19 protein-coding genes and 1 pseudogene are annotated in these 24,256 nt (G+C 70.7%); 8 read left to right on the top strand and 12 right to left on the bottom strand.

All coding sequences use genetic code 11. The features are described 5' to 3' along the window. On the bottom strand, positions 1-2,076 hold the full coding sequence (tkt, locus tag OHS71_RS07145) for a transketolase (protein WP_328477941.1): 2,076 nt from the start codon (positions 2,074-2,076) through the stop codon (positions 1-3). A 167-nt stretch (positions 2,077-2,243) separates the two neighbouring features. Between tkt and OHS71_RS07140 the strand changes: the two genes are divergently transcribed. Continuing rightward, the gene (locus tag OHS71_RS07140) at positions 2,244-3,146 is read left to right on the top strand and encodes a helix-turn-helix domain-containing protein (protein ID WP_328477939.1); all 903 of its coding nucleotides are present in this window, start codon (positions 2,244-2,246) and stop codon (positions 3,144-3,146) included. 65 nt (positions 3,147-3,211) lie between these two features. Then, entirely contained in the window at positions 3,212-3,628 is a 417-nt protein-coding gene (locus tag OHS71_RS07135) for a LysR substrate-binding domain-containing protein (protein ID WP_328477937.1), read from the top strand. Positions 3,629-3,797: 169 nt separating this feature from the next. On the opposite strand, the gene OHS71_RS07130 is transcribed toward OHS71_RS07135, so the two are convergent. From OHS71_RS07130 to OHS71_RS07115, 4 genes and pseudogenes are all read right to left on the bottom strand, one after another. Continuing rightward, entirely contained in the window at positions 3,798-5,189 is a 1,392-nt protein-coding gene (locus OHS71_RS07130; RefSeq protein ID WP_328477935.1) for a glycoside hydrolase family 16 protein, read from the bottom strand. 146 nt (positions 5,190-5,335) lie between these two features. Next, positions 5,336-5,623 (bottom strand): annotated as a pseudogene (locus OHS71_RS07125) (hypothetical protein); the annotation flags it as partial. 143 nt (positions 5,624-5,766) lie between these two features. Further along, positions 5,767-6,525, bottom strand: coding sequence for an IclR family transcriptional regulator (locus OHS71_RS07120; RefSeq protein WP_328484426.1), 759 nt, complete (start codon positions 6,523-6,525; stop codon positions 5,767-5,769). 39 nt (positions 6,526-6,564) lie between these two features. Next, on the bottom strand, positions 6,565-6,990 hold the full coding sequence (locus OHS71_RS07115; RefSeq protein WP_328484425.1) for a MarR family winged helix-turn-helix transcriptional regulator: 426 nt from the start codon (positions 6,988-6,990) through the stop codon (positions 6,565-6,567). Between the two features lie 227 nt (positions 6,991-7,217). Between OHS71_RS07115 and OHS71_RS07110 the strand changes: the two genes are divergently transcribed. Genes OHS71_RS07110 through OHS71_RS07095 form a run of 4 tightly spaced genes read left to right on the top strand, consistent with a single transcriptional unit; the run spans position 7,218 to position 11,020 of the window. After that, positions 7,218-8,135 (top strand): SDR family oxidoreductase, encoded by a 918-nt coding sequence (locus tag OHS71_RS07110; RefSeq protein WP_328477933.1) that lies wholly within the window; start codon positions 7,218-7,220, stop codon positions 8,133-8,135. A gap of 23 nt (positions 8,136-8,158) precedes the next feature. After that, on the top strand, positions 8,159-9,034 hold the full coding sequence (locus OHS71_RS07105) for an amidohydrolase family protein (RefSeq protein ID WP_328484424.1): 876 nt from the start codon (positions 8,159-8,161) through the stop codon (positions 9,032-9,034). 10 nt (positions 9,035-9,044) lie between these two features. After that, positions 9,045-10,550 (top strand): acyl-CoA synthetase, encoded by a 1,506-nt coding sequence (locus OHS71_RS07100; protein WP_328477931.1) that lies wholly within the window; start codon positions 9,045-9,047, stop codon positions 10,548-10,550. Positions 10,551-10,564: 14 nt separating this feature from the next. Beyond that, positions 10,565-11,020, top strand: coding sequence for a MaoC family dehydratase (locus OHS71_RS07095; protein ID WP_328477929.1), 456 nt, complete (start codon positions 10,565-10,567; stop codon positions 11,018-11,020). 94 nt (positions 11,021-11,114) lie between these two features. On the opposite strand, the gene OHS71_RS07090 is transcribed toward OHS71_RS07095, so the two are convergent. From OHS71_RS07090 to OHS71_RS07060, 7 genes are all read right to left on the bottom strand, one after another. Continuing rightward, positions 11,115-12,782: a histidinol-phosphatase gene (locus OHS71_RS07090; RefSeq protein WP_328477927.1), complete on the bottom strand. Its 1,668-nt coding sequence runs from the start codon at positions 12,780-12,782 to the stop codon at positions 11,115-11,117. Between the two features lie 17 nt (positions 12,783-12,799). Continuing rightward, positions 12,800-14,662, bottom strand: a complete 1,863-nt coding sequence (locus OHS71_RS07085) for a LamG-like jellyroll fold domain-containing protein (protein ID WP_328477925.1) — start codon at positions 14,660-14,662, stop codon at positions 12,800-12,802. Between the two features lie 39 nt (positions 14,663-14,701). Further along, positions 14,702-17,629, bottom strand: coding sequence for a glycoside hydrolase family 2 TIM barrel-domain containing protein (locus tag OHS71_RS07080; RefSeq protein WP_328477923.1), 2,928 nt, complete (start codon positions 17,627-17,629; stop codon positions 14,702-14,704). Next, positions 17,626-18,489 (bottom strand): carbohydrate ABC transporter permease, encoded by an 864-nt coding sequence (locus OHS71_RS07075; RefSeq protein WP_328477921.1) that lies wholly within the window; start codon positions 18,487-18,489, stop codon positions 17,626-17,628. Before OHS71_RS07075 ends, OHS71_RS07080 begins: the two co-directional genes overlap by 4 nt. A 14-nt stretch (positions 18,490-18,503) precedes the next feature. Then, positions 18,504-19,469 carry a carbohydrate ABC transporter permease gene (locus tag OHS71_RS07070; RefSeq protein ID WP_328477919.1) on the bottom strand — a complete coding sequence of 322 codons (966 nt, stop codon included), beginning with the start codon at positions 19,467-19,469 and terminating at the stop codon, positions 18,504-18,506. Further along, complete coding sequence (locus OHS71_RS07065; protein ID WP_328477917.1) at positions 19,469-20,755, bottom strand: ABC transporter substrate-binding protein; 1,287 nt, start codon at positions 20,753-20,755, stop codon at positions 19,469-19,471. Before OHS71_RS07065 ends, OHS71_RS07070 begins: the two co-directional genes overlap by 1 nt. 92 nt (positions 20,756-20,847) lie before the next feature. Further along, complete coding sequence (locus OHS71_RS07060) at positions 20,848-21,867, bottom strand: carbohydrate kinase family protein (RefSeq protein ID WP_328477915.1); 1,020 nt, start codon at positions 21,865-21,867, stop codon at positions 20,848-20,850. 159 nt (positions 21,868-22,026) lie between these two features. Here OHS71_RS07060 and OHS71_RS07055 point away from each other — a divergent pair, with 159 nt between their 5' ends. Together OHS71_RS07055 and OHS71_RS07050 are read left to right on the top strand one after the other, a co-directional pair. Further along, positions 22,027-22,791, top strand: a complete 765-nt coding sequence (locus tag OHS71_RS07055; RefSeq protein WP_328484423.1) for a DeoR/GlpR family DNA-binding transcription regulator — start codon at positions 22,027-22,029, stop codon at positions 22,789-22,791. After that, the gene (locus OHS71_RS07050; protein WP_328477913.1) at positions 22,788-24,125 is read left to right on the top strand and encodes a 6-phospho-beta-glucosidase; all 1,338 of its coding nucleotides are present in this window, start codon (positions 22,788-22,790) and stop codon (positions 24,123-24,125) included. Before OHS71_RS07055 ends, OHS71_RS07050 begins: the two co-directional genes overlap by 4 nt. Positions 24,126-24,256: the final 131 nt, after the last annotated feature.

The following is a 24,256-nucleotide window of genomic DNA, read 5'->3' as shown; positions in this document are numbered from 1 at the left end:
TCAACCACGCGCCGCGGCAAGGGATTCCCGGGCCGCGGCGGCTACGTTGTCGGCGGTGAAGCCGTATTCGGCGAACAGGGTTTCCGCGTCGGCGGAGGCGCCGAAGTGCTCGAGGGAGACGATGCGTCCGGCGTCCCCGACGAACCGGTGCCAGGTGAGGCCGATGCCCGCCTCGACCGCGACCCGGGCCCGCACCGACGGCGCAAGGACGCGGTCGCGGTACTCGCGCGGCTGCTCCTCGAACCACTCCACGGACGGCATCGACACCACCCGGACGCCGATGCCCTCGGCCTCCAGCGCCTCCCGGGCGGCTACGGCGAGCTGCACCTCGGAACCGGTGGCGACGATGACGACGTCGGGGGTCCCGGTCGAGGACTCCGCCATGACGTAACCGCCCTTCGCCGCCTCCGGGTTCGGCGCGTACGTGGGGACGCCCTGCCGGGTGAGGACCAGACCGTGCGGGGCCGGCCGGGTGGCGTGGCGCTTCAGGATCTCGGCCCAGGCGATCGCCGTCTCGTTGGCGTCGGCGGGGCGGACGACGTTCAGACCGGGGACGGCACGCAGCGAGGCCAGGTGCTCCACCGGCTGGTGGGTGGGGCCGTCCTCGCCGAGGCCGATGGAGTCGTGCGTCCACACGTACGTCACCGGCAGCTGCATCAGCGCCGCCATGCGGACGGCGTTGCGCATGTAGTCGGAGAACACCAGGAAGGTGCCGCCGTAGATGCGGGTGTTGCCGTGCAGCGCGATGCCGTTCATCTCGGCCGCCATCGAGAACTCGCGGATGCCGAAGTGGACGGTGCGGCCGTACGGGCTCGCCCCGGGCAGCGGGTTGCCCTCGGGGAGGAAGGAGGAGGACTTGTCGATGGTCGTGTTGTTCGAGCCGGCGAGGTCGGCGGAGCCGCCCCACAGCTCGGGCAGGACCTCGCCGAGCGACTGGAGCACCTTGCCGGAGGCGGCGCGCGTGGCGACCGGCTTGCCGGGCTCGAACACCGGCAGCGCGTCCTCCCAGCCCTCGGGCAGCTGACCGGCCAGGACCCGGTCGAACAGCTCGGCACGCCCTGAATCGGCGCCGCGCCACTCGGCCAGTCGCTTGTCCCAGGCCGCGTGGGCCTCCGCGCCCCGGTCGAGGGCGGCGCGGGTGTGGGCGAGGACCTCGTCGGCGACCTCGAAGCTCTGCTCCGGGTCGAAACCGAGGAGGCGCTTGGTGGCGGCGACCTCGTCCGCGCCGAGGGCCGAGCCGTGGGCGGCCTCGGTGTCACGGGCGTTCGGCGCGGGCCAGGCGATGATCGTGCGCAGCGCGATGATCGAGGGCCGCCCGGTCTCGGCCTGCGCCGTCTTCAGGGCCGCGTACAGGGCGGGGACGTCGACGTCGCCCTCCTCGGTCGGCACGACGCGCTGGGTGTGCCAGCCGTAGGCCTCGTACCGCTTCAGCACGTCCTCGGAGAACGCGGTGGCGGTGTCGCCCTCGATGGAGATGTGGTTGTCGTCGTAGACGAAGACGAGGTTGCCGAGCTTCTGGTGGCCGGCCAGGGAGGACGCCTCGGCGGAGACGCCTTCCTCGAGGTCGCCGTCGGAGACGATCGCCCAGACCGTGTGGTCGAACGGCGAGTCGCCGGCCGGGGCCTCCGGGTCGAACAGGCCGCGCTCGTAGCGGGCGGCCATCGCCATGCCCACGGCGTTGGCGACACCCTGGCCGAGCGGTCCGGTGGTGGTCTCCACACCGGCGGTGTGCCCGTACTCGGGGTGACCGGGCGTCTTCGAGCCGTGGGTGCGGAAGCGCCTGAGGTCCTCGAGCTCCAGCTCGTAACCGGAGAGGTAGAGCTGGGTGTAAAGGGTCAGGGAGGTGTGCCCCGGGGAGAGGACGAAGCGGTCGCGGCCCGTCCACTCGGGATCCGCAGGATCGTGCCGCATCACCTTCTGAAAGATCGTGTACGCGACCGGTGCCAGGCTCATGGCGGTTCCGGGGTGGCCGTTGCCGACCCGCTGCACGGCATCCGCGGCCAGCAGGCGTGCGGTGTCGACGGCACGCCGGTCGATTTCGGTCCACTCGAAGGCGTTCGGTGTCTGCGTGCTCATCTTCAGGAAATCCTCGATGGGAGCGGTTCAGAAGCTCTTATGTGTTCAAACCTAAAAGTCTGACTTTTAAGGGGGAAGGTCTTCTTGTGTCAGCCTGTGGTGAATGTGGGACACCCGCGGGCGACACTGAGCGCCAGAGGGCGGCAAGTGGGCGGTACGAGAAGGACATGGTGGACACAAGCAGCCAAGACGGTGCCGGTGAGGGCATCAGAACGTTTCCTTTCCCCGTCGAGCACAGCGTCGGCGGCGTCGGCATGCAGATCGGGCCCATGGGCGCCGGCCGCACCTGGCACACGGATGCCCCGCTCGACCGCGTCCACCGCATCGACTTCCATGTGGTGATGCTCTTCGACGGCGGTCCCGTCCACCACATGATCGACTTCGCCGAGCACGAGGCGACGTCCGGCGACGTGCTGTGGATCCGTCCGGGCCAGGTCCACCGCTTCTCGAAGTCGAGCGAGTACCGCGGAACGGTCCTCACCATGCAGCCCGGCTTCCTGCCGCGCGCCACCGTCGAGGCCACCGGCCTGTACCGCCACGACGTACCGCCGCTGCTGCGCCCCGACGGGCCGCAGCTCGCGGGCCTGCGCGCGGCGCTCACGTATCTGCGCGGGGAGTACGACGACGGCGGCGCCGGCGGAACCCTGCCCCTGAGTCTGCACACGGCGGTGCTGCGGCACTCCCTGACCGCGTTCCTGCTGCGTCTCGCGCACCTCGCGGCGAGCAGCGCGGAGGCGGCGCGCCGCCAGGCCGACACCACGTTCACGATCTTCCGGGAGGCCGTGGAGCGGGATTTCGCCACCAACCACAGCGTCAGCGCCTACGCCGACGCCCTCGGGTACTCCCGCCGCACCCTCGTGCGCGCGGTCCGCGCGGCCACCGGGGAGACACCCAAGGGCTTCATCGACAAGCGGGTCGTCCTGGAGGCGAAGCGGCTCCTGGCCCACACCGGCCTGCCGATCGGCCGGGTCGGTGCGGCGGTGGGCTTCCCCGACCCGGCGAACTTCTCCAAGTTCTTCCAACTGCACACGGGAAACACCCCGGTGGCCTTCCGCGCGGAACTGCGCTGAGGCGACCGGGGTGCACCGCGCCCGACCTGGCTGTCAGGCAGTGTCAGGCCCTGCTCGACCACCGGGTGGACGTCCTCGCCGCCCGGATGCCGTGCCCGACGGACGGGCTGCACGTCACCGTCCTCTACGACGAGCCCCGTGTGCTGGTCGTCCCCCTCGACCACCGGCTGGCCGGCCGGGAGTCCGTCACCGTCGAGGACCTGGCCGGTGAGCCCATGCCCCGGATGCGGGGCTCCGACCCCGCCTGGAACGCGTTCTGGCGGCTGGAACCACGTGCCGACGGGCTCCCCGTACCGGACGGACCGTACGTGGACGAGGCCGAGGACAAGTTCGAGCTCGCCGCGGCGGGACAGACGGTGCCGGTGTCGGCGGCCGCTCCCGGATTCGTCCTGCGTCCCGACCTCGCCATGGTTGCCCTCGAAGGCGTCGGCCGAGCCATGTGGCCCTGGCGACCCGCGAGGACGACCGCAGCCGCCTGGTGACCGCCTTCCGCCGGGCGGCCCGCACGCATCTGCCGGGCGGCCGGTGGCGCGGGAGCAGACCCGCCGCTGACCGTGGGCGCGCCGTGTCACGGGGGCGTCCCGCACACGCGGCGCCGGGGGCCGACCACTCCGTCGAGGTGGGCCGCCCGGCGCCGTCCGGTCGCCGGCGTCAGTGGCCGAAAGTGAACCAGTTGACGTTCACGAAGTCCGCGGGCTGGCCGCTGGTGAAGGTCAGGTAGACGTCATGGGTGCCGGTGACGGAGCTGATGTTCGCCGGGATCGTCCGCCAGGACTGCCAGCCACCGGTGTTGCCGACCGCGAAGCTGCCGACGGGTGTGGCGCTGCGGCTGTCGAGGCGCACCTCCACCAGTCCGCTGACCCCGCCCGCCGCACCGCCGGCGACCCGCGCGCTGAACTGGGTCGCCGCCGTGGAGCCGAAGGTCACGCCCTTGTACAGCGCCCAGTCGCCGTTCGCGAGGGAGCCGATGTTCTGGCCGCCGCCCGCGTCGGTCGTCGTCTCGGTGGATGTGCCGGACTGGCTGTCGTACGACTCGGCCTGGATCGTGCCGTAGGCGTCACGGCTGCCGGACGGCGGAGGCGTGGTACCGCTCCCACCGCCTGCGGCCTGGAGTACCTGCACGTAGTCCACCACCATCGGGTGGCCCGGCTCGGTGGCGCCGTCGAGACCGCCGCCGAAGGCGTCCGGGAAGGCGCCGCCCATCGCCACGTTCAGGATGACGAAGTAGCCGTGGTTCGTGGCGTTGGCCCAGGTCGTCGCGTCGACCTGGTTCGCGGTGACGGTGTGGTAGTTGACGCCGTCGACGTAGAAGCGGATCGCCTCGGGGGTCACCGAGCGGTCCCACTCCATCGCGTAGGTGTGGAAGCCGGACTGGCAGGTCGTGCCGGGGCACGCGACGGAGTTGCCGATGCCGGTGGTCTCGTTGCACGGGCCGCCCGGGTTGGTGCCGCAGTGCATCGTCGCCCACACCTTGTTCAGGCCCTGGACGTTCTCCATGATGTCCAGCTCGCCGACGCCCGGCCAGTTCTGGTAGTTGCCGCGGTAGGGCGCGCCGAGCGCCCAGAACGCGGGCCAGTAGCCCTCGGCGGCGGTGCCGGTCACGTTCGGCATCTGGATCCGGGCCTCCACCCGCAGCTTGCCGCCGGACGGGGGCTGGAAGTCGGTCCGCTTGGTCTCGATGCGGCCCGAGGTCCAGTTGCCCGCGGAGTCGCGCAGCGGGGTGATGCGCAGGTTGCCGTTGCCGTCGAGCGAGACGTTGTTCGTGCTGTTGGTCATCGTCTCGACCTCGCCGGTGCCCCAGTTGGCAGGCCCGCCGGGATAGGAAGTACCGGTGCTGTACTGCCAGTTGGTGGAGCTGACGGCTGTGCCGGCGGCGCCGGTGAAGTCGTCGAGGAAGACCTGCGACCAGCCGGTCGGGGGCGTGGGAGCGGAGGCGTTCGCGGGCAGGGTGACGGCCGCCGCGGCGGCGGCCGCCAGCCCGAGCGTGCTGAGCACGGCGACGAGCGCGCGTCGCCGTCGGGGGATGCCGGAGGTTGCACTCATGGGAGGGGTGCCTCTCGGGTACGGAGTGATGGGCGCGGGTGTCTTCGAAAGCCTTTGAGAGCGCTCTCAAAGTGGGCCCAATGTGCTCTCCGTCCCGAAGGCCGTCAAGACTTAAAGCAAGGAAAGTCCTTTCGGGGCAGGGATGTTCACCGCTTGAAGCACGCAAAAGTGCTAAAGCGCGCCGCCAGCCCGCCAGCCCGCCAGCCCGCCAGCCCGCCAGCCCGCCAGTTCACCCAGGACAGGTTCCAGCCGTTGAGGCCGTTGGCCGCGCCGACGGTCCTCCCGCCCGAGTTCTTCACGACCACCACGTCGCCGAGCATCGAGCTCGCACAGAACTCATAGCCGGCGACGGCGCTGTCGTTCGCGCCCTTGGCGTCGTGCGGGCCGAGGCGGCCGTGGCTGGTGTTCCGGCTGCCGAACACCGAGGCCGGGGCCCCGGGCGACGCACCCACGCCCCCGCACCCACGCCCGCGGGCGGGGCCGCCGGCCAGGCGCCGGAGCCACCGGAGTGCCGGGGCCGCCGGAGGTGGGAGAGGGCGCCGGTCTCGCCGGTGGGAGGTGGCTCGGTGTGCGGAGGTCAGGTGGGCCGGTGCTCGGGTTGCCAGCCGAGGGCCCGGGAGATTCCGCGGGCCGCGAGGCGTACCGCCGGAGCCAGGACCGGGACCTGGGCGTCGGCGTGCGGGACGACGACCGACACGGCGGCCACGACCGCGCCGCCCGGACCGCGCACCGGCGCGGCCACCGACAGGGCGTCCTCGGTGACCTGACGGCTGCTCACCGCCACACCGGTGCGCCGTACTTCGGCCAGCATCCGGCGCAACTGCACCGGTTCGGTGACGGTGTGTGCCGTGTAGGACGCCAACGGCCTGGCGCAGTAGGCCTCTTGGAACTCCGGGTCGCCGTGCGCGAGAAGCGCGAGCCCGACGCCGGTGACGTGCAGCGGCCAGCGGGCTCCCACCCGGATGTGGACGCCGACGGCCGAACGGCCCGACAGCCATTCGGTGTAGACGACCTCGGAGCCGTCCCGCACCGCCAACTGCACGTTCTCGTGCGTGGCTTCGTACAGGTCCTCCAGGAACGGCAGCGCGACCTGCCGCAGCGCCAGACCGCGCGGCGCCAGTGCCGCGACCTCCCACAGGCGCAGCCCGACGTGGTACACGCCGGACGGATCCCGCTCCAGGGCGCCCCACTCGGTCAGCGCGCTCACCAGCCGGTGAGCAGTGGTGAGCGTCAGGCCGGCCCGGCGGCTGATGTCGGTCAGGGACAGCGCGGGGTGGGTGTGGTCGAACGCGGCGAGCACGGCCAGCAGCCGGCCGGGCGCGGAGCGGGCGGTCATGGCGAGGGTGCCCCGTTCCATCAGGTCCTCCTCAGGGCATCAGCCGAGTCCGTCCTCGGCGATCCGCCGCAGCAGTGTGTGCAGTGTCTCGCGCTCGGCCGGTTCGAGGGGGTCCAGCAACTCGTTCGTCACCCGCAGGCCCGCCTCGTCGGTGCCGCGCAGGAACGTGCGGCCGTCCTCGGTGAGGGCGACGATCCGGCTGCGGCGGTCGTCGGGGGCCGGGCGGCGCTCGGCGAAGCCCAGCTTCTCCAGATCGTCGACGAGGCCAACGATGGCGCTGGGGTCGTACCCGAGCCGGGTGCTCAGCTCGCGCTGGAGCGCGCCCTCGGAGGTGGCCAGGAAGCGCAGTACCGCGTAGTGGCGCAGCCGCACTCCCGACTCCTGGAGGACGGTGTTGAACAGCTGACCCGAGCGCAGCCCGAGGCGGTAGAGCAGGTAGCCCGTGTCCGCGTGCAGCCCGCGCATCCACGGCTCGTCCACGTCGATCGGGGCGGCGTTCACTGCGTTGTCCTGGCGGGCGATGGCGGACTCCCTGGGCTCGGTCCCCTTCCGGGGCGGTGCGACGTACTGCGTGCAGCAGATTCCAGCATGACGCACCCACAGGATGACAACAACTATTGACGACAACAATTATTGCTCTTAGCTTCAATCTCGTACTCGCACCTCCGCACCCCATGTGAAGGGACACCGTCGTGCCCAGCATCGATCTCACCGGCAAGGTCGCCGTCGTCACCGGCAGCGGCCGGGGCCTCGGCCTCGCCTACGCTCATGCCCTGGCCGCCCACGGCGCGTCCGTGGTCGTCAACGACGTCGACGAGGAGGTCGCCGAGCAGGCCGTGAAGTCCCTCGTCGAGGCCGGTGGCAGGGCCGTCGCGGAGGTGGTCCCGGTCGGCACCACGGAGGCCGCCGACCGCCTGGTGAACCGGGCTGTGGAGGAGTTCGGCCGGCTGGACGTCCTGGTCACCAACGCGGGCATCCTGCGCGACAAGGTGCTGTGGAAGATGAGCGACGACGACTTCGACGCGGTGATCACCACCCACCTCAAGGGCACCTTCACCTGCGCCCGTGCCGCCGCCGTACGGATGCGGGAGCAGGGCGAGGGGGGCACGCTGATCCTCGTCGGATCGCCGGCCGGCCAGCGCGGCAACTTCGGCCAGACGAACTACGCGGCCGCCAAGGCCGGCATCGCGGCCTTCGCCCGTACCTGGTCGATGGAGCTGGGCCGCGCGGGCATCACGGTCAACGCGATCGTCCCGGTGGCCGCGACCGCGATGACCGAGACCATCCCCGCCTTCGCCCCGTACGTCGAGGCCCTGAAGAACGGTGAGCCGTTCCCGGACTTCCTGCGCAAGGGCGAGGGTTTCGGGACCCCCGAGGACTGTGCGGCCCTGGTGCCCTTCCTCGCCTCGGAGGCCGCCCGGTCCATCACCGGCCAGGCCATCGGCATCGGCGGCGACAAGGTGGCACTCTGGTCGCATCCGCAGGAGATCCGCGCGGCCTACGCAGACGGCGGCTGGACGCCCGAGACCCTGGCCGACGTCTTCCCCACGTCGGTCGGCGCCGAGCTCCAGACGGTCGGCATTCCGGCCCCCAAGTTCCCGGAGGCGTGATGAGTTCCGCCGCGACCCCCTCCATGAACGTCGACGAACTGGTCGCGATCGACGTCCACACCCACGCCGAGGTGTCCTCCAAGGGCCATTCCTCGCTGGACGACGACCTGCACGACGCCTCCTCCGCGTACTTCAAGGTCGAGGGCAAGCGGAAGCCCACCCTGGAGGAGACGGCCCGCTACTACCGCGAGCGGAGGATGGCCGCCGTGATCTTCACGGTGGACGCCGAGTCCGCGACCGGAACCGCGCCGGTCCCCAACGAGGAGGTCGCCGAGGCGGCCGCCGCCAACGCCGACGTCCTGATCCCCTTCGCTTCCATCGACCCCTTCCGGGGGAAGGCCGGCGTGAAGCAGGCCCGGCGCCTGGTCGAGGAGTACGGGGTGAAGGGCTTCAAGTTCCACCCCAGCATCCAGGGCTTCTTCCCCAACGACCGCTCGGTGGCGTACGACCTCTACGAGGTGATCGAGGAGACGGGGACCATCGCCCTCTTCCACACCGGTCAGACGGGCATCGGCGCAGGGGTCCCGGGCGGCGGCGGGATCAGGCTCAAGTACTCCAACCCGCTGCACGTGGACGACGTGGCGGCCGACTTCCCGCACCTCAAGATCATCCTGGCGCACCCGTCCTTCCCCTGGCAGGACGAGGCCCTCGCCGTCGCCACCCACAAGCCGGGCGTGCACATCGACCTGTCCGGCTGGTCGCCGAAGTACTTCCCGCCGCAGCTCGTGCAGTACGCCAACACGCTGCTGAAGGACAAGGTCCTCTTCGGCTCGGACTTCCCCGTGCTCACGCCCGACCGCTGGCTCGCGGACTTCGCGAAGCTGCCGATCAAGGACGAGGTCCGGCCGAAGATCCTCAAGGAGAACGCCGCCCGCCTGCTCGGGCTGACGAAACCGTAAGGGGCGCCAGATGCGCAACGAGGGACTCGGGTCCTGGCCCGCACGCCGGGCCCGCAAGACCCCGCACCGCACCGCACTGGTCCACGGCGGGCAGTCGACCGACTACCGCACACTGTATGCACGCACGACCCGGCTCGCCCACGCCCTGCGCCTACGGGGCCTGCGCCGCGGTGACCGCATCGCCTACCTCGGTCCCAACCACCCCTCCTACCTGGAGACCCTCTTCGCCGCCGGCACCCTCGGCGCGGTCTTCGTCCCGCTCAACACCCGCCTGGCCGGCCCGGAGATCGCCTACCAGCTGGCCGACTCCGGCGCCAAGGTCCTCGTCTACGGCCCCGGGCACGCGGGCCTGGTCGCCGGCCTCCCGGGCAACACCGACGTGCGGACGTACGTCGAGGTCGGCGCCGAGTACGAGGAGGCACTGACGTCGGCGCCGGCCGAGCCGATCGACGAACCGGTCGCCCCCGACGACACCTGCATCATCATGTACACCTCGGGCACGACCGGCCGCCCCAAGGGCGCCATGCTCACCCACGGCAACCTGACCTGGAACGCGATCAACGTACTCGTCGACACCGACCTGATCGCAGACGAACGCGCTCTGGTCTCCGCCCCGTTGTTCCACACGGCGGGCCTGAACATGCTCACCCTGCCGGTGCTGCTCAAGGGCGGCACCTGCGTCCTGGTCGACGCCTTCGACCCGCAGGGGACCTTCGACCTGATCGAGGAGCACCGGATCACCTTCATGTTCGGTGTCCCGGCGATGTTCGACCAGGTGGCCCGGCATCCGCGCTGGAAGGACGCCGACCTGTCCTCGCTGCGCATCCTGACCTGCGGCGGCTCCCCGGTACCGACCCCGCTGATCGCCGCCTACCAGGAACGCGGTCTGACCTTCCTCCAGGGCTACGGCATGACGGAGGCGTCCCCCGGCACGCTGTTCCTGGACGCCGAGCACGCCGTGAGCAAGGCGGGCTCGGCCGGGGTACCGCACTTCTTCAGCGACGTACGGGTGCTTCGGCCGGATCTCTCCCCGGTGGACGTCGACGAGACGGGCGAGGTCGTGGTGCGCGGACCGCACGTCATGCCGGGCTACTGGGGGCTGCCCGAGGAGACGGCCGCGTCCTTCGCGGACGGATGGTTCCGCAGCGGTGACGCGGCCCGGATCGACGAGGACGGATACGTCCACATCGTCGACCGCATCAAGGACATGATCATCTCGGGCGGCGAGAACATCTACCCCGCCGAGATCGAGGATCTGCTCCTGGCCCACCCGGACGTCGTCGAGTGCGCGGTGATCGGCGTGCCGGACGACAAGTGGGGCGAGGTGCCGCGCGCGGTGGTGGTACCCCGCGAGGGCGCCCGGCTCGACCCGGACGAGGTGCTCGCCTCCCTGGCCGGCCGGCTCGCCAAGTACAAGATCCCCAAGTCGGTGGTGCTGGCCGACGACCTTCCCCGCACCGCCTCCGGAAAGCTCCTCAAGTCCCGGGTGCGCAAGCGCTACGGCACCAACTCCTAGCTAAGGAAAGCCATATGGGCATCACCGTCAACGGCCTGGACGAACTCAAGAAGCTCGCCGGCAGCGACCTCGGCACCAGCGAGTGGATCGAGGTGACACAGGAGCGCGTCAACACCTTCGCCGACGCCACGGGCGACCACCAGTGGATCCATGTGGACCCGGAGAAGGCCGCAGCGGGACCCTTCGGTGCCCCGATCGCCCACGGCTACCTCACCCTCTCCCTCTTCATCCCGCTCTTCACCGAGTTGCTGGACGTCCAGGGCGTCACGACGAAGGTCAACTACGGGCTGAACAAGGTGCGGTTCCCCTCGCCGGTGAAAGTCGGTTCGCGGATCCGCCTCGTCGCCAAGCTGGCCGAGGTCCAGGAGGTGCCGGGCGGGGTGCAGATCACCGTCGACGGCGCGATCGAGATCGAGGGCGGTGCGAAGCCGGCGGCGGTGCTGCAAAGTCTGTCGCGCTTCTACGCGTGAGCCGGTGTCCGCGGCGCCGTAGCCGCTGAGGCCGTGGAGAACCACGCGACCGTCGTGGCTGGTCGCGCGGTTCCCCGCGCCTCTCACGGGGCGGTCAGCTCACGACGTCCACGAAGACCGGGTTGGCGTAGAACCAGGTGTCGGCCCACGGGTCGCCGTTGCCGGGCTCGTGCGGGATCGGGCCGTGGGGGTCCACGGAGGCGCCCAGGTAACCGGCCGCGTGCCGGTTCCCGTCGCTGCCGCGCAGCCGGACGTAGAACGACTCGTCGCCCGCGGTCAGCGGGATACGCAGGGTGTACGTCCCCTTGCGGCCCTGGACGTCCTTCGTGTGGACGACCCTGGTGTCGGGCGCCCGCCACGTGTCACGGTCGGCCACCGCGCCGCGCACCGCGCCGCGGATCACGTCCACGTGCGCCAACTGCGGCAGGACTCCGTGGGAGTTGGGGCGAGAGGCGGTGGTCACCGTCACGTTCAGGGTGAGCTTCTCGCCCTTGCGCACCCGCAGCCGGCCGCCGAGGGTGACGCCCCGGCCGTGGTCGCAGTCGCGCTTCAGCCGGACGTCGAGCCCGTCGAGCAGGTGCCCGTGGTCGAGCCAGACGCGGCCCGCGCGCAGGCCGGCCATCACCGCCCGGTAGCCGTAGCGGGTGACGCCGACGTGGGTGCGGCTGAACTGGCCGGGCCAGAAGTCGCCGCCCGGCTGGGGCGAATCGGTGTTCACCGGGTCCGGGATGTGGCCGGTGTTGTCGAAGTTCCGGCCCGGCAGCCAGTCGCCGTTCTTCCAGGTGTCGAACACGACCCGGTGCACGTCGGAGTTGGTGGTGATCGTGAACAGCTTGCCCTCCGCGAGCATCGCGTCCCACATGCCACCGACCGTCGCGGTCATCCAGTCGAAGCCGCCGTACAGCACGTACGCGTTCTCCGGATAGCCGGGCCAGGAGTTGGCTGACGGCTTGTTGGTGTACTCGCCGCGCTGCGAGTCGGGGCCCTCCCATCCGGGGATGCCGCCGCCCTGCGCGCCGGGGGCGCCCTCCATGCCGATCATGATCTCGGGTGCGGCGTCCCGCCAGTTGCGCATCTCGTGCGGGGAGTCGATGCCCAGGCGCAGCGGGTGGTTGGCGAGGACGAGCACGTCGTCGACGTAACCGGTACGGCGCTGTTCGGCCAGCCACTGGATGGCCTTGACCGCGTGCGCCTCGTTGCGTGCGGTGTTCGGATGGTCCGGGGCACCGTCGGCGTAGCCGAGCAGCTTGCCGTCGTAGGCGAGTTCGAACCGGGTGAGCAGGTCGACCTCGTGCGGGCCGGGGGCGGCGAAGACCGTGCAGTGCTCGGCGGCCGGGATGTACCACTCCAGGCCCTGGAAGATCAGCTGGCGCGGGTTCTCGGCGCGGGCCTTGAGGATCTCCTGGTGCTCCAGCGCGGCGCCGTAGGAGGCGTGCCCGAAGTTGGAGTGCTCGTTGAACACCATCCAGTCGAGACCGTAGGTGGCTGCCGCGGTGGCCAGTTGGGAGAAGGTGTACTTGGCGTCGTGGCTGTACACGCTGTGGATGTGGTGGTCGCCGACGAGGTAGGCGAGGCGCGGGTCGTCGCCGCCGAAGCCCCGGCCGGACGCGGCCGCCGCGGGGACGGCCGCCGACCCCAGGGCGAAGGCGGCGCCGAACAGGCCCGCGCGGCGCATGAGGGCGCGTCGGGAGACGCCCTGCGCGTCGAGGGCGGCGGGCGGGACGGACGGGTCGGCCCAGGTGGGCATTTGCTGCTCGGTCATGGTGGTCCTCGCCGGGGTCAGTGGGTCATGAAGGACGTGACGGGCAGCGCACGTTCGACGATCCGCACGTCGCCGAGGCGGCCGTGGAAAATCTGGTCGATCTGCCCGCCGTACTCGTAACCGCCGAGCAGCCACGGCAGCCCGACGGAGGCGACACCGACGGCCGCCGCCTTCGGGTTGCGCACCACCGGGCAGCCCTCGACGTACAGAGTGGTGTGCCGGCCGTCGTTGACGACCGCGAGGTGCCACCAGGTCTCCAGCGGTGTCTCCTGACCCCAGTTGGTGGCGATGCCCTGCTGGTTCAGCGGACGCATCGCCCACTGCGGTTCCCGGTCGTTGGACAGGGAGAGTGTGGCCAGCGGTTCGTCGGGGTCGTCGCCGGTCTTGCCCGCGGCGCCGCCGGTGCCGGTCCTGCTGACCAGACCCGACCATGCGTGGTGCGACGGATCCCAGTCGGCGGGGAGGCGGTAGAACGCCTCGATGGTGTAACCGTCCTTGAACGTGGCCGAGTTGAGGGGTGCACCCTCGACCGTGCGCAGATAGGCGCCCTTGAGCGGGGACTTGAAGCCCTGGAACTCCAGGCTGCCGTGGCCGGGTTGGTCGGGGTGGTGGTCGGACGACCAGTTGAGGGCGCCGCCGCCGACGGTGACGAGGGCGAGGTCGTTGCCGCGTCCGGACAGGTCCCGGACGGTTCCGCCGACCGCCGTACCGTCGGCGTGGCCGTCGAAGCGCCAGTAGGCGACCGTGCCGCGCACCAGCACCTTCGCCACGGGGCGGGCGGCGCGCACGGGCAGCGGGTCGAAACCCGCGAAGCGCCGGTCGAAGTCGATGTCGACCGTGAACCGGTCGGCGTCGCCGCTCAGTTCCATCTCCTGCCGCTCCAGCTCGTTGAGCCCTTTCGCGGCCCGGCCGAGGATCCAGGGGGAGACCGTCTCCACGTCGATGGCGCCTCGGTCGAGGTCGAAGTGGTAGAGGCGGATCATGGCTGCGCCGCCGAAGTAGCGGTTCTGGTAGTTCGTCAGGTGCAGATGGACGTCGTGTCCGGCCGCGTTCCTGCGCGTTGCCCGTCCGGCGGGCCAGTAGTGCCCGTTGAGGGTCAGGAAGATCTGGTCGTGGTTGTCGATCAGCCGGTCCCACAGCTGCTGCCCGTACGCCGACAGGGAGTCGTCCTCGACGACCAGTTCGTGCGTGGTCAGGACGACCGGCGTCCGTGGGTGCCGGGCGAGGACGTCGGCGGCCCAGGCGTACCCCTGTTCCGACAGCCGCCAGTCCAGCGCCAGCACCATCCACTCCCGGCCGCCCGCCCGGAACAGGTGGAAGGTGTTGTAGCCGTCGGGGGAGGACCCGCCGAACGTGGGCTTGCCCCGGAAGCGCTGCGGACCGAAGGCGTCCAGGTACGGGGTCGCGCCGCGCTGGTCGGTGGTCGACGACTTCACGTCGTGGTTGCCGACCAGCACGCTGTAGCCGACCCCGCGCCGGTCGAGCAGGCCGAACGCCTCGCTGATCGCCGCTACTTCGGCCTTCGCCCCGTTCTGGGTGAGGTCGCCGAGGTGGGCCAGGAACACCAGGTTTCCTGCGCCGCCTTCGTCGTCGCGCTCCAGGAGGTAGCGCAAGGACGCCTCGACCGGCGCCTTGTCGATGCTCGGGCCGTCGAAGAGGTACTGGGTGTCGGGCATGACGGCGAGGGTGAAGCGGCGGCTGTCGGGGTCCGGCCGCCACTTGGCGGAGGCCGCTTCCGCGGTGGCCGCTTCCGCGGTGGCCGGCAGTGCGAGGCCGACCGTGGCGGCGGCGCCGAGCAGTGCGGTGGCGCGGAGGAATCCGCGTCTTCCGGCACCGGCCTGGGGGGCCTCGCCCTGTTCGTGGGCATGCGAAGTACACACGTGCGCTCCGTAGGGAAGTCCGTTGCTGGGATCGGTGGTTCAAAGGACGCGCAGGGTCCAGCTCCAGCGGTGGACACCCGCTGCGACGAGGTAGGAGGGGAAGGTGTCGGGGCCGCACGACGCCGTGCCGAGGCCGCGGTGCGCCGCGTCGAGGTGGACCACGCAGCCGGCGCGCGGCACGAGTTCGTCGTGGTGGGTGACCGCCGCCAGGTCCTCGGCGCGGTAGCGCGTGACGGATACCTGGCGCGGTTCGTCCAGAGTGACGGCGAGGCCGGTGGCGTCCGGCGCCGAGAGCGTGAAGTGCCGCACACCGTGCCGGCCGCCGCTCTCCTGCGGACGCAGATACGGGGTGAACAACTCGTCGACGCCGACGCGGTGATGGCCCACCGGGGCACCTGCACTCCGGTCGGGGTACGACTCCCAGGGCCCCTGGCCGAACCACTCCAGCAGGTCCGGTCCCGCGATCGTCTCGAAGACCGAGCCGACGCGTGCCACGTCGTCGAACTCCGGCGGGAGTTCGGCCTGTTCGTCGATCCGGATGCCGCCCTCGACCGGGGTGATGACCTGCCGGTGGCGGACGGTGCCGGTGCTGCCCGCGTACTCCGCGAGCACGCTCACCCCGTCGCCCTCCTGGTGCACGGACACCAGTCTGCGCACCGGGGCGTCCAGGCCCCAGGTCCGCCAGCGCCGCGCCATGCCGCCCAGCTCGTCGTTGTCGGTGGGCGCCCGCCACAGGGACAGCGTGGGCGCGGCGCTCAGCAGGGGGTGGACCAGGAGTCCGTCGGCGTCGATCTCGACGCGGCCGGCACCCGCGCGGTCCTCGACCGGCGCCGGCGCCCGCAGCCGCACCTGAGGCGCGCACACCTCGGTGCCCCGCGGAGCCCACGGCAGATCCTGTGCCGTGGTGACCCGCAGCGTCAGCCAGGCCTCGCCGCCGTCCTCCGGCAGTGCGAACGGCAGTGGCACCACGGCCGTCCCGCCCGGCCGCAGCTCGGGCAGTTCGGCCGAGGCGGTCAGTGTCCCGCCGTGGGCGAGCGACAGCTCCCACTCGCCCGTGAGCCACTCCAGGCCGCGGAAGTGCTGGTGGTTGGTGAGGACCAGACCCTCGGGGCCGACGCCCTGGAGCCGTACGGGCGCCGCGAGTTCGCGGTGCTCGTGCATCACCGGCTTCGGGGTGCGGTCCGGGAGGACGACACCGTCCGCGATGAACGCGCCGTCGTGGTCCTTCTCGCCGAAGTCGCCGCCGTACGCCCAGCGGTATCCGGGTGCGGCGACACCGTTGTCATAGAGCCCGGCGCCCCCACGCCCGACCGGTCTTCCGTCGTTCACACGCTGAAGAATGCCGTGGTCCCAGAACTCCCAGATGAACCCGCCCTGAAGACCCGGGGTGGCCTCGATGGCGGCCCAGTGGTCGGCCAGCGTGCCGTTGCTGTTGCCCATGGCGTGGGAGTACTCGCACTGGATGAGCGGCTTGGTCTGCCGCCCGGACAGCGCGTGCGCCACGCAGTCCTCCAGGGGTGCGTACATCGGGCAGGCGATGTCGGAGGCGACCTGCGGATCGGCCCAGCCGCGCTTGGCGGCCCCCTCGTACTGCACCGGCCGGGTCGGGTCGTGCCGGCGCACCCAGCCCGCGGCCGCGTCGTGGTTGGCGCCGTAGTCGGACTCGTTGCCCAGTGACCAGATGATCACGGACGGGTGGTTCTTGTCCCGCAGCACCATCCGCGAGACCCGGTCGACGAAGGCGCCCAGATAGCGCGGGTCGTCGGCGATCTCGTGGGCGTGGTCGTGGGACTCGATGTCCGCCTCGTCGACGACGTAGAAGCCGAGTTCGTCGGCGAGGTCGTAGAGCCCCGGGTCGTTGGGGTAGTGCGCGGTGCGGATCGCGTTGAAGCCGAAGCGCTTCAGCAGTACCAGGTCCGCGCGCATGTCCTCGGACGACACCGTCCGCCCCGTGAGCGGGTGGAAGTCGTGGCGGTTCACCCCCCGGATGAAGACCCGCTCGCCGTTGACCAGCAGATCCCGGCCGACGATGCTCACATCGCGGAAGCCGACCCGGTGGCGGGAGGTGTCCGCGACGGTGCCGTCGGCCCGGTGCAGCCGGACCGTCAGCCCGTACAGCTCGGGCGTCTCGGCCGTCCAGGCCCGCACCTCGGGCACCCGCGCGCGCAGCCGGGCCTCGCCGAGGAAGGCGGAGACGCGCTCCTCCTCGGCGTTGGCCAGGTCGAACCCGGTGTCCCGGGTCAGCGGCAGCCCGTCCAGTTCCCCGTCGACGTACCACCCCTCGGGGAGCGCCCCGCCGGCGTCCCGCACCAGACAGTCGACCCGCAGCTCACCGTCGTGCGCCGCCCGCACGGTGACGTCGGCCAGTCGCAGCGGGTCGGTGGCGTACAGCAGCACCGAGCGCGTGATCCCGCCGTGCCACCACTGGTCCTGGTCCTCGATGTGCGAGGCGTCCGACCACTTGACGACCGTCAGCCGCACGACGGACCGGCCGCCCGGGCGGACGACACCCGACAGATCGAACTCGGCGGCCAGATGCGAGTCCTTGGAGACGCCGACGGGCCGCCCGTCCACATGTACCAGCAGCACGCTCTCGGCGGCCCCGACCTGGAGCACGATCCGGCGCCCGGCCCACTCGGCGGGGATGTCGACGTCCCGCTCGTAGACACCCGTCGGATTGCCGGCGGGCGACAGCGGCGGGACGTCCTCGAACGGCATACGGATGTTCAGGTACTGCGGAAGGTCGACGCTGCCCTCGATGGTCTGCATGGTCCAAACGCCGGGCACGGCAGCCGTCGACCAGGGACCGCCGACCGGCGCGTCCGGAGCGGACAGCAACCGAAAACGCCAGTCGCCGTCCAGGGAGTGTGCTCCGGAGCGCCGGTCGACGGCGTTCATGGGGAGCCGTCCCCAGGAGGTCACCTCGGGTGCCTCCCAGGGGCGGAGGGTCAGCAGCGGGTCACTCACTTGATCGCTCCCTTCGCGAGGTCGCCGATCATCTGGCGGGCCCCGATCGCGAACACGATGAGCAGGGGGACGAGGGCGAGCAGTGCGCCGGTCATGACCATTCCGTAGTCCGTGGTGCCATGGGTGCCGTTGAGCTGGGACAACGCGACCTGGAGGGTCACGTTGTCCGGGTTGGTGAGCGCGATCAGGGGCCAGGCGTAGTCGTTCCACTGGCCCATGAAGGTGAAGATGCCGAGGAAGGCCAGACCGGGCCGGACCACGGGGAGGGCCACGTGCCAGTACTGGCGCAGGAAGTTCGCGCCGTCGATGCGGGAGGCGTCGAGGAGTTCGTCGTGGATCGCGCCCTTCATGTACTGGCGCATCCAGAAGATGCCGAACGCGTTGGCGGCGGCCGGCACGATCAGCGCCGTCATCGAACCGATCCAGCCGAGCTTCGCCATGATGACGAACTGGGGGATGGCCTGGAGCTGCGCCGGGACCATGAAGATGAACATGAGCAGCACGAACAGCAGTTGCTTGCCCGGGAACTCGAACTTGGCGAAGACGAAGGCGGCCAGCGAGTCGAAGAACAGGACCAGGAAGGTCACCGATCCCGCCACCAGCAGCGAGTTGAACATCGAGCCGAAGAAGTCGATGTTGTCGAAGAGGCTGCGCACGTTCTCCAGGAAGTGCGTGCCCGGCAGCAGCTTCGGCGGGTAGGAGAAGATCTCCGACGACGTGTGCGTCGACATGATCACGGCCCAGTAGAACGGGAAGGCCGAGAGCAGGACGCCGACGACGAGGCCGGCGTGCAGCGCGACCCCCCTGCGGGCGGTCCCGTCGATCCGCTTGGTACGCCGGGTTCCTTGGATGGATGCCATGGTGTGCGGGCCTCCTAGTCTTCGCCCCGGCGCTGCACCAGGCGCCAGTTGATGATCGAGAAGAGGACGACGACGAGGAAGATCCCCCATGCCACGGCGGCGCCGTAGCCGAAGTCGTTGTTGTCGAAGGTCTGCTGGAAGAAGTAGAGGACCATCGTCCGGCCGGCGTGGCCGGGACCGCCGGAGAACGTCGAGTCGTTCGAGGTGTTCTGGAGCAGGACCTGCGGCTCGGAGAAACTCTGCAGACCGGTGACCGTCGACACGACGAGCACGAACACCAGCACCGGCCGCATCATCGGCAGCGTGATCCGGAAGAAGGTCTGCACCGGACCCGCGCCGTCCATGCGCGCCGCCTCGTACAGCTCGCTCGGCACGGTCTGGAGGCCGGCGAGGAAAATGATCGCGTTGTAGCCGGTCCACTGCCAGGTCATCAGCGTCGCGATGGCGATCTTGATGCCCCACGGTGTGTTCAGCCAGGCGATCTGGTCGAGGCCGATCGCCTGGAGGAACGCGTTCACCAGGCCGAAGTTGGTGGAGAAGACCGAGCCGAAGATGATCGCGATCGCCACGACCGAGGTGACGTTCGGCAGGAAGTAGGCGACCCGGTAGAGGTTCTTGAACCGGACCGCCGAGTTGAGCATCACGGCCGTCACCATCGCCAGGAAGATCATGGGGAAGGTGGCCAGCGCCCAGATGACGATCGTGGTCCCGATCGAGCTCCAGAACTCGGAGTCGCTCAGCAGGTACCGGTACTGCGACAGCCCCGCCCACTCCATCGAGCCGAGGCCGTCCCAGCGGTGGAAGGAGAGGTAGAGCGAGAAGCCGACCGGGATCAGGCCGAAGCAGAGGAAGAGCAGGTAGAAGGGGGAGATCGCGGCGTAGAGGTGCCAGTACCTGCGGAAGCCGCTGCGGGGCTGCGCGACGGGGGCAGCCTCCGCCACGACCGCCGGGGGCTTCTCCAGGGTGCGCGGGGTGGCCATCAGTAGCTCACCCCCAGGTGCTTCGCGATGCGCCGGCATTTGCTCATGGCGTCACTCCAGGCCTGCTCAGGGTCCTTGCCGAGGACGCCGACGTTCTTGATCTCGTCCTTGACGGGCTGCCCGAGCGCGACGTCGAACGGGCTGTTGTAGGCGACCACGATCTTCTGCGCGGCCGGGCCGAAGACGTCCATCGTGACCTGCCCGCCGAAGAACTCGTCCGGCCGGCGCACCTGCTTCAGGTCGTAGGAGGCGGGGGTGGAGGGAAAGAGCCCGGCGTCCACGAACCCCTGCGCCTGGTTCCCCGAGTCGAGCATCCAGCTGATGATCTGGAACGCCCGCTCGGGTTCGCGGCACGCCTTGGTGACGGACAGGAAGGAGCCGCCGTTGTTCGAGGGCCGCACGGGCATGTCGGCCACCCGCCAGCGGCCCTTGGTCCTGGGCACGCCGTTCTTGATGTCACTGGTGGCCCAGGAGGCGCCCAGCTGGCTCGGCAGCTTGCCGTCCTCGACGGCGGACAGCTGGTCGGGGGTGCCGTTGACCAGGTTCGACACGATCTTGCGACGTTTGGCCTCGACGGCGAGGGCCCAGGCGTGGCGCACATGTTCCTGGTCGCCGATGAAATGGCGGTCCTTGTCCACGTAGCGCGCGCTGCCCTGCTGGACCACGTTCTCGAAGACGCTGTTGATGTCGGTGAGCAGGAAGGTCCCCGGTATCCGCTGCCGGAGCCGCTCGCCCGCCGTGAAGAACTTCTCCCAGGTGTCGAGCTCCTTCGACACGTCGGCGGGTTCGTAGGGCAGCCCCGCCTTCCGGAAGACGGCGTACTGGTAGAAGTGCGCCACCGGGCCGCAGTCGATCGGGAAGCCGACCATCCTGCCGTCGTCCGCGATGCCCTGCTCCCACTTCCAGGGCAGGTACCGGGACCTGTACGTGTCCGCGCCGAGCGTGCGCAGGTCCACGAACTGGTCGGCGTTGGGCAGGTAGGACGCCATGTCCTCGCCCTTCAGGCCCGCGATGTCGGGGATGTGGGCGCGGCCGGCCATCGTGGTGATCAGTTTCGAGCGGTAGTAGCCGCCGATCTTGATGGCCTGGAGGTCGACCGAGCTGTCGTAGCGGGCCCTGGCGTTCTTGACGACCGTGTCGCCCAGTCCTCCGTCCCAGTACCACAGGACCATGTTCCGGCCGGTGGAGCCGGTCGGAACGGCACAGCCGGACGCCAGGCCGCCGAGCGCCGTGGCGGCCGAACCGGCCAGGCCCGCGCGGAGCAGGCCTCTACGTGAGAGCCGCACAGCTCCCACCGCCTTTCGGATCTGTTCGCGTCTTCGCAGACGGGGTCAATGCGAGGAGCACGCATGGGGGTGTCTTCCGGATGCGGGCGCGGTCAGGGCCGCTGGGCGGGCGGGGTGACCGGGGCGTACCGCACGGGCGGGCCCACGTCCGCCGGGATGCGGTCGGCGAGGAAGCCGTACGCCCGCTTGAGCCCGGGGTCGCGCAGCGCGCGCCACCAGCGGTCGACGCCGTACCAGCCGGGAGCCGCGAGCGCGCCGCCGTGGTGCTGGACCGAGAGCCCGGCGGCGAGGGCGGCGAACCGCAGCCGTTCCACGAGCGGCCAGCCGCCGAGCGAGGCGGCGACGAAGCCGGCGCCGAACACGTCGCCCGCGCCCGTCGCGTCCAGGACATCGATGTCAAGGGCGGGGACCTCGGCGTACTCCCCGGTCACCTGGTCCACGGCCACCGCGCCGTCGGCGCCCCGGGTGACCACGGCCACCGGCACCAGCTCCGCGAGTGTGCCGAGTGCGGCGACCGCGCTGTCGGTGCGGGTGTACGCCATCGCCTCGGTCTCGTTGGGCAGGAAGGCGTGACACAGGGCGAGCTGGTCGAGCAGGTCGGTGGACCACTGCGAGGTGGGGTCCCATCCGACGTCGGCGTAGATCCGGGTGCCGTTCGCGGCCGCCTTGGCGAGCCAGGCGCGCGGCTCGGCCTCGAGGTGCACGAGGGCCGTGAGCGCGTCGGGCGGGTCGCCCATCAGCACGTCCTGCGAGTACGGCGGCTCCTGGCCGTGGGTGACGAGAGCGCGGTCCTGGCCCTGCGCGAGGGCGACGGTGACCGGCGTGTGCCAGCCTGCCGCCACGCGGGACAGGCCGAGGTCGACGCCCTCCTGGGCGGCCAGGACCTCGTGGCAGTGGGCGCCGTAGAAGTCGTCACCGAAGACCGTGGCCAGCGAGGTCCTCAGGCCGAAGCGGGAGGCGGCCACCGCGAGGTTGGCGATGCCGCCGGGGCCGCAGCCCATGCCGGCCGTCCAGATCTCCTCGCCGGGGGTCGGCGGACCGCCGAGCCCCGTGAGGACGAGGTCGTAGAAGAGCAGCCCGGTGAGCAGCACCTCGGGCCGGTCGTCGTCCACGTACATCCTCCTCGTCGGGGAGCTCCGTCCCGTGCCGGGGGAGCTCGTCAGATCTCTTCAATTCGGTGACCGGAATCGTGCGCCCCTCGGCGAGATTGGTCAATACCTCAGCAGAAGTGAGCATGGATTTGATTGAAGATGACGAGTAGTGTTCACGCCGTGCTGGCAGAACGACGACATCAACTCATCCTGCGGGCCCTGCGCGCCGGAGGCCCCGCGGCCGTGACCGATCTCTCCGAGCAGCTGGGTGTGAGCCCGGCCACCATCAGGCGCGACCTGGTGAAACTCGAGGACGACGGGCTCCTCACCCGGGTGCACGGCGGCGCCGTCGCGGAGGAGGGCGACCAGCCCTTCGCCGAGGTCGCCGAGGTGCGCGTGGGGGAGAAGGACGCCATAGCCGCGCATGCCGCGGCGATGGTCGCCGACGGTCAGTCGGTCCTCCTCGACATCGGCACCACCGCGTACCGGCTGGCCCGGCAGCTGCACGGCCGCAGGCTCACCGTCATCACCAGCAACCTCGTGGTCTACGAGGAACTCGCCGACGACGAGGGCATCGAGCTGGTGCTGCTCGGCGGCATGGTCCGCCGCGAGTACCGCTCCCTGGTCGGCTTCCTCACCGAGGACAACCTGCGCCAGCTGCACGCGGACTGGCTCTTCCTCGGCACCAGTGGAGTGCGCCCGGGCGGGCAGGTGATGGACACGACGGTCGTCGAGGTGCCGGTGAAACGGGCCATGATCAAGGCCGGTGACAAGGTCGTCCTGCTCGCCGACTCGGCGAAGTTCCCGGGTACGGGCATGGCGAAGGTCTGCGGTCCCGAGGACCTGGACGTGGTGGTGACGGACACGCCGGTCGACCCGGCGACCCGGTCCTCCTTCGAGGAGGCGGGCGTCGAGGTGGTCGTGGCAGGAAAGGTGCAAGCGTGAAACTGACGATTCTGGGCGGCGGCGGGTTCCGGGTGCCGCTCGTGTACGGGGCGCTCCTGACGGACCGCGCCGAGGGTCGGGTCACGGAAGTCGTACTGCATGATCTGGACGACAGTCGGCTTTATGCGGTCGCCCGTGTACTGGACGAGCAGGCGTCCGCCGTCGCGGACGCGCCCCGGGTGACCGCCACCACCGACCTCGACGAGGCTCTGCGCGGCGCCGACTTCGTCTTCTCCGCGATCCGTGTCGGCGGCCTGGAGGGCCGAGCGAACGACGAGCGGGTGGCCCTGGCCGAGGGGGTGCTCGGGCAGGAGACGGTCGGCGCCGGCGGGATCGCCTACGGTCTGCGGACCGTCCCCGTCGCCGTCGACATCGCCCGGCGGGTGGCCCGCCTGGCCCCGGACGCCTGGGTCATCAACTTCACCAACCCGGCGGGACTGGTCACCGAGGCCATGTCCCGCCACCTCGGCGACCGGGTGATCGGCATCTGCGACTCCCCGGTCGGGCTCGGCCGCCGTATCGCCCGGGTGCTCGGCGCGGACCCGAAGGAGGCGTGGATCGACTACGTCGGCCTCAACCACCTCGGCTGGGTCCGCGGCCTGAGGGTCGCCGGCCGCGACGAACTCCCGCGGCTGCTCGCCGACCCCGACCTGCTCGGCTCCTTCGAGGAGGGCAAGCTGTTCGGCGTCGACTGGCTTCAGTCCCTCGGCGCGATCCCCAACGAGTATCTGCACTACTACTACTTCAACCGGGAGGCCGTACGCGCCTACCAGCAGGTCGAGAAGACCCGCGGCGCGTTCCTGGCCGGCCAGCAGGCCCGCTTCTACGAGGAGATGAAGCGCCCCGACGCCGCGGCCCTCACCGCCTGGGACCGCACCCGCGCGGAGCGCGAGGCCACCTACATGGCCGAGAACCGGGAGACGGCGGGCGCCGGCGAACGCGACGCCGACGACCTCTCCGGAGGCTACGAGAAGGTGGCCCTCGCCCTGATGCGTGCCATCGCCCGCGACGAGCGCACCACCCTGATCCTCAACGTCCGCAACCAGGGCACCCTCTCGGTGCTGGACGCCGACGCCGTCATCGAGGTGCCCTGCCTGGTCGACGCCAACGGCGCGCATCCGGTGGCCGTGGCCCCGCTGCCCGAGCACGCCACCGGGCTGGTCTGCGCGGTCAAGGGTGTCGAGCGCGAGGTGCTGGCCGCCGCCGAGTCCGGCTCCCGCCCGACCGCCGTGAAGGCGTTCGCACTGCATCCGCTGGTCGACTCGGTGAACGTGGCCCGCAAGCTGGTCGAGGGGTACACCGAGGTCCATCCCGGCCTGGCGTACCTTAGGTGAGCACCGGAGGGAAAGCGCTTTCCCCAACGCTCTCCCTCCTTGACCTCCGTGTCCCCTCCTCCTTCCCTCCGGCTGCACCGCCCCCGGCCCCCGGGCCCCCCGCCCCTCGTGGTCCCTCTCTGGAGATGTCC

This window comes from Streptomyces sp. NBC_00377 (assembly GCF_036075115.1).
In the GTDB taxonomy this organism is placed as follows: Bacteria; Actinomycetota; Actinomycetes; order Streptomycetales; family Streptomycetaceae; genus Streptomyces.
This window is presented reverse-complemented; position numbering and strand designations above follow the sequence as displayed.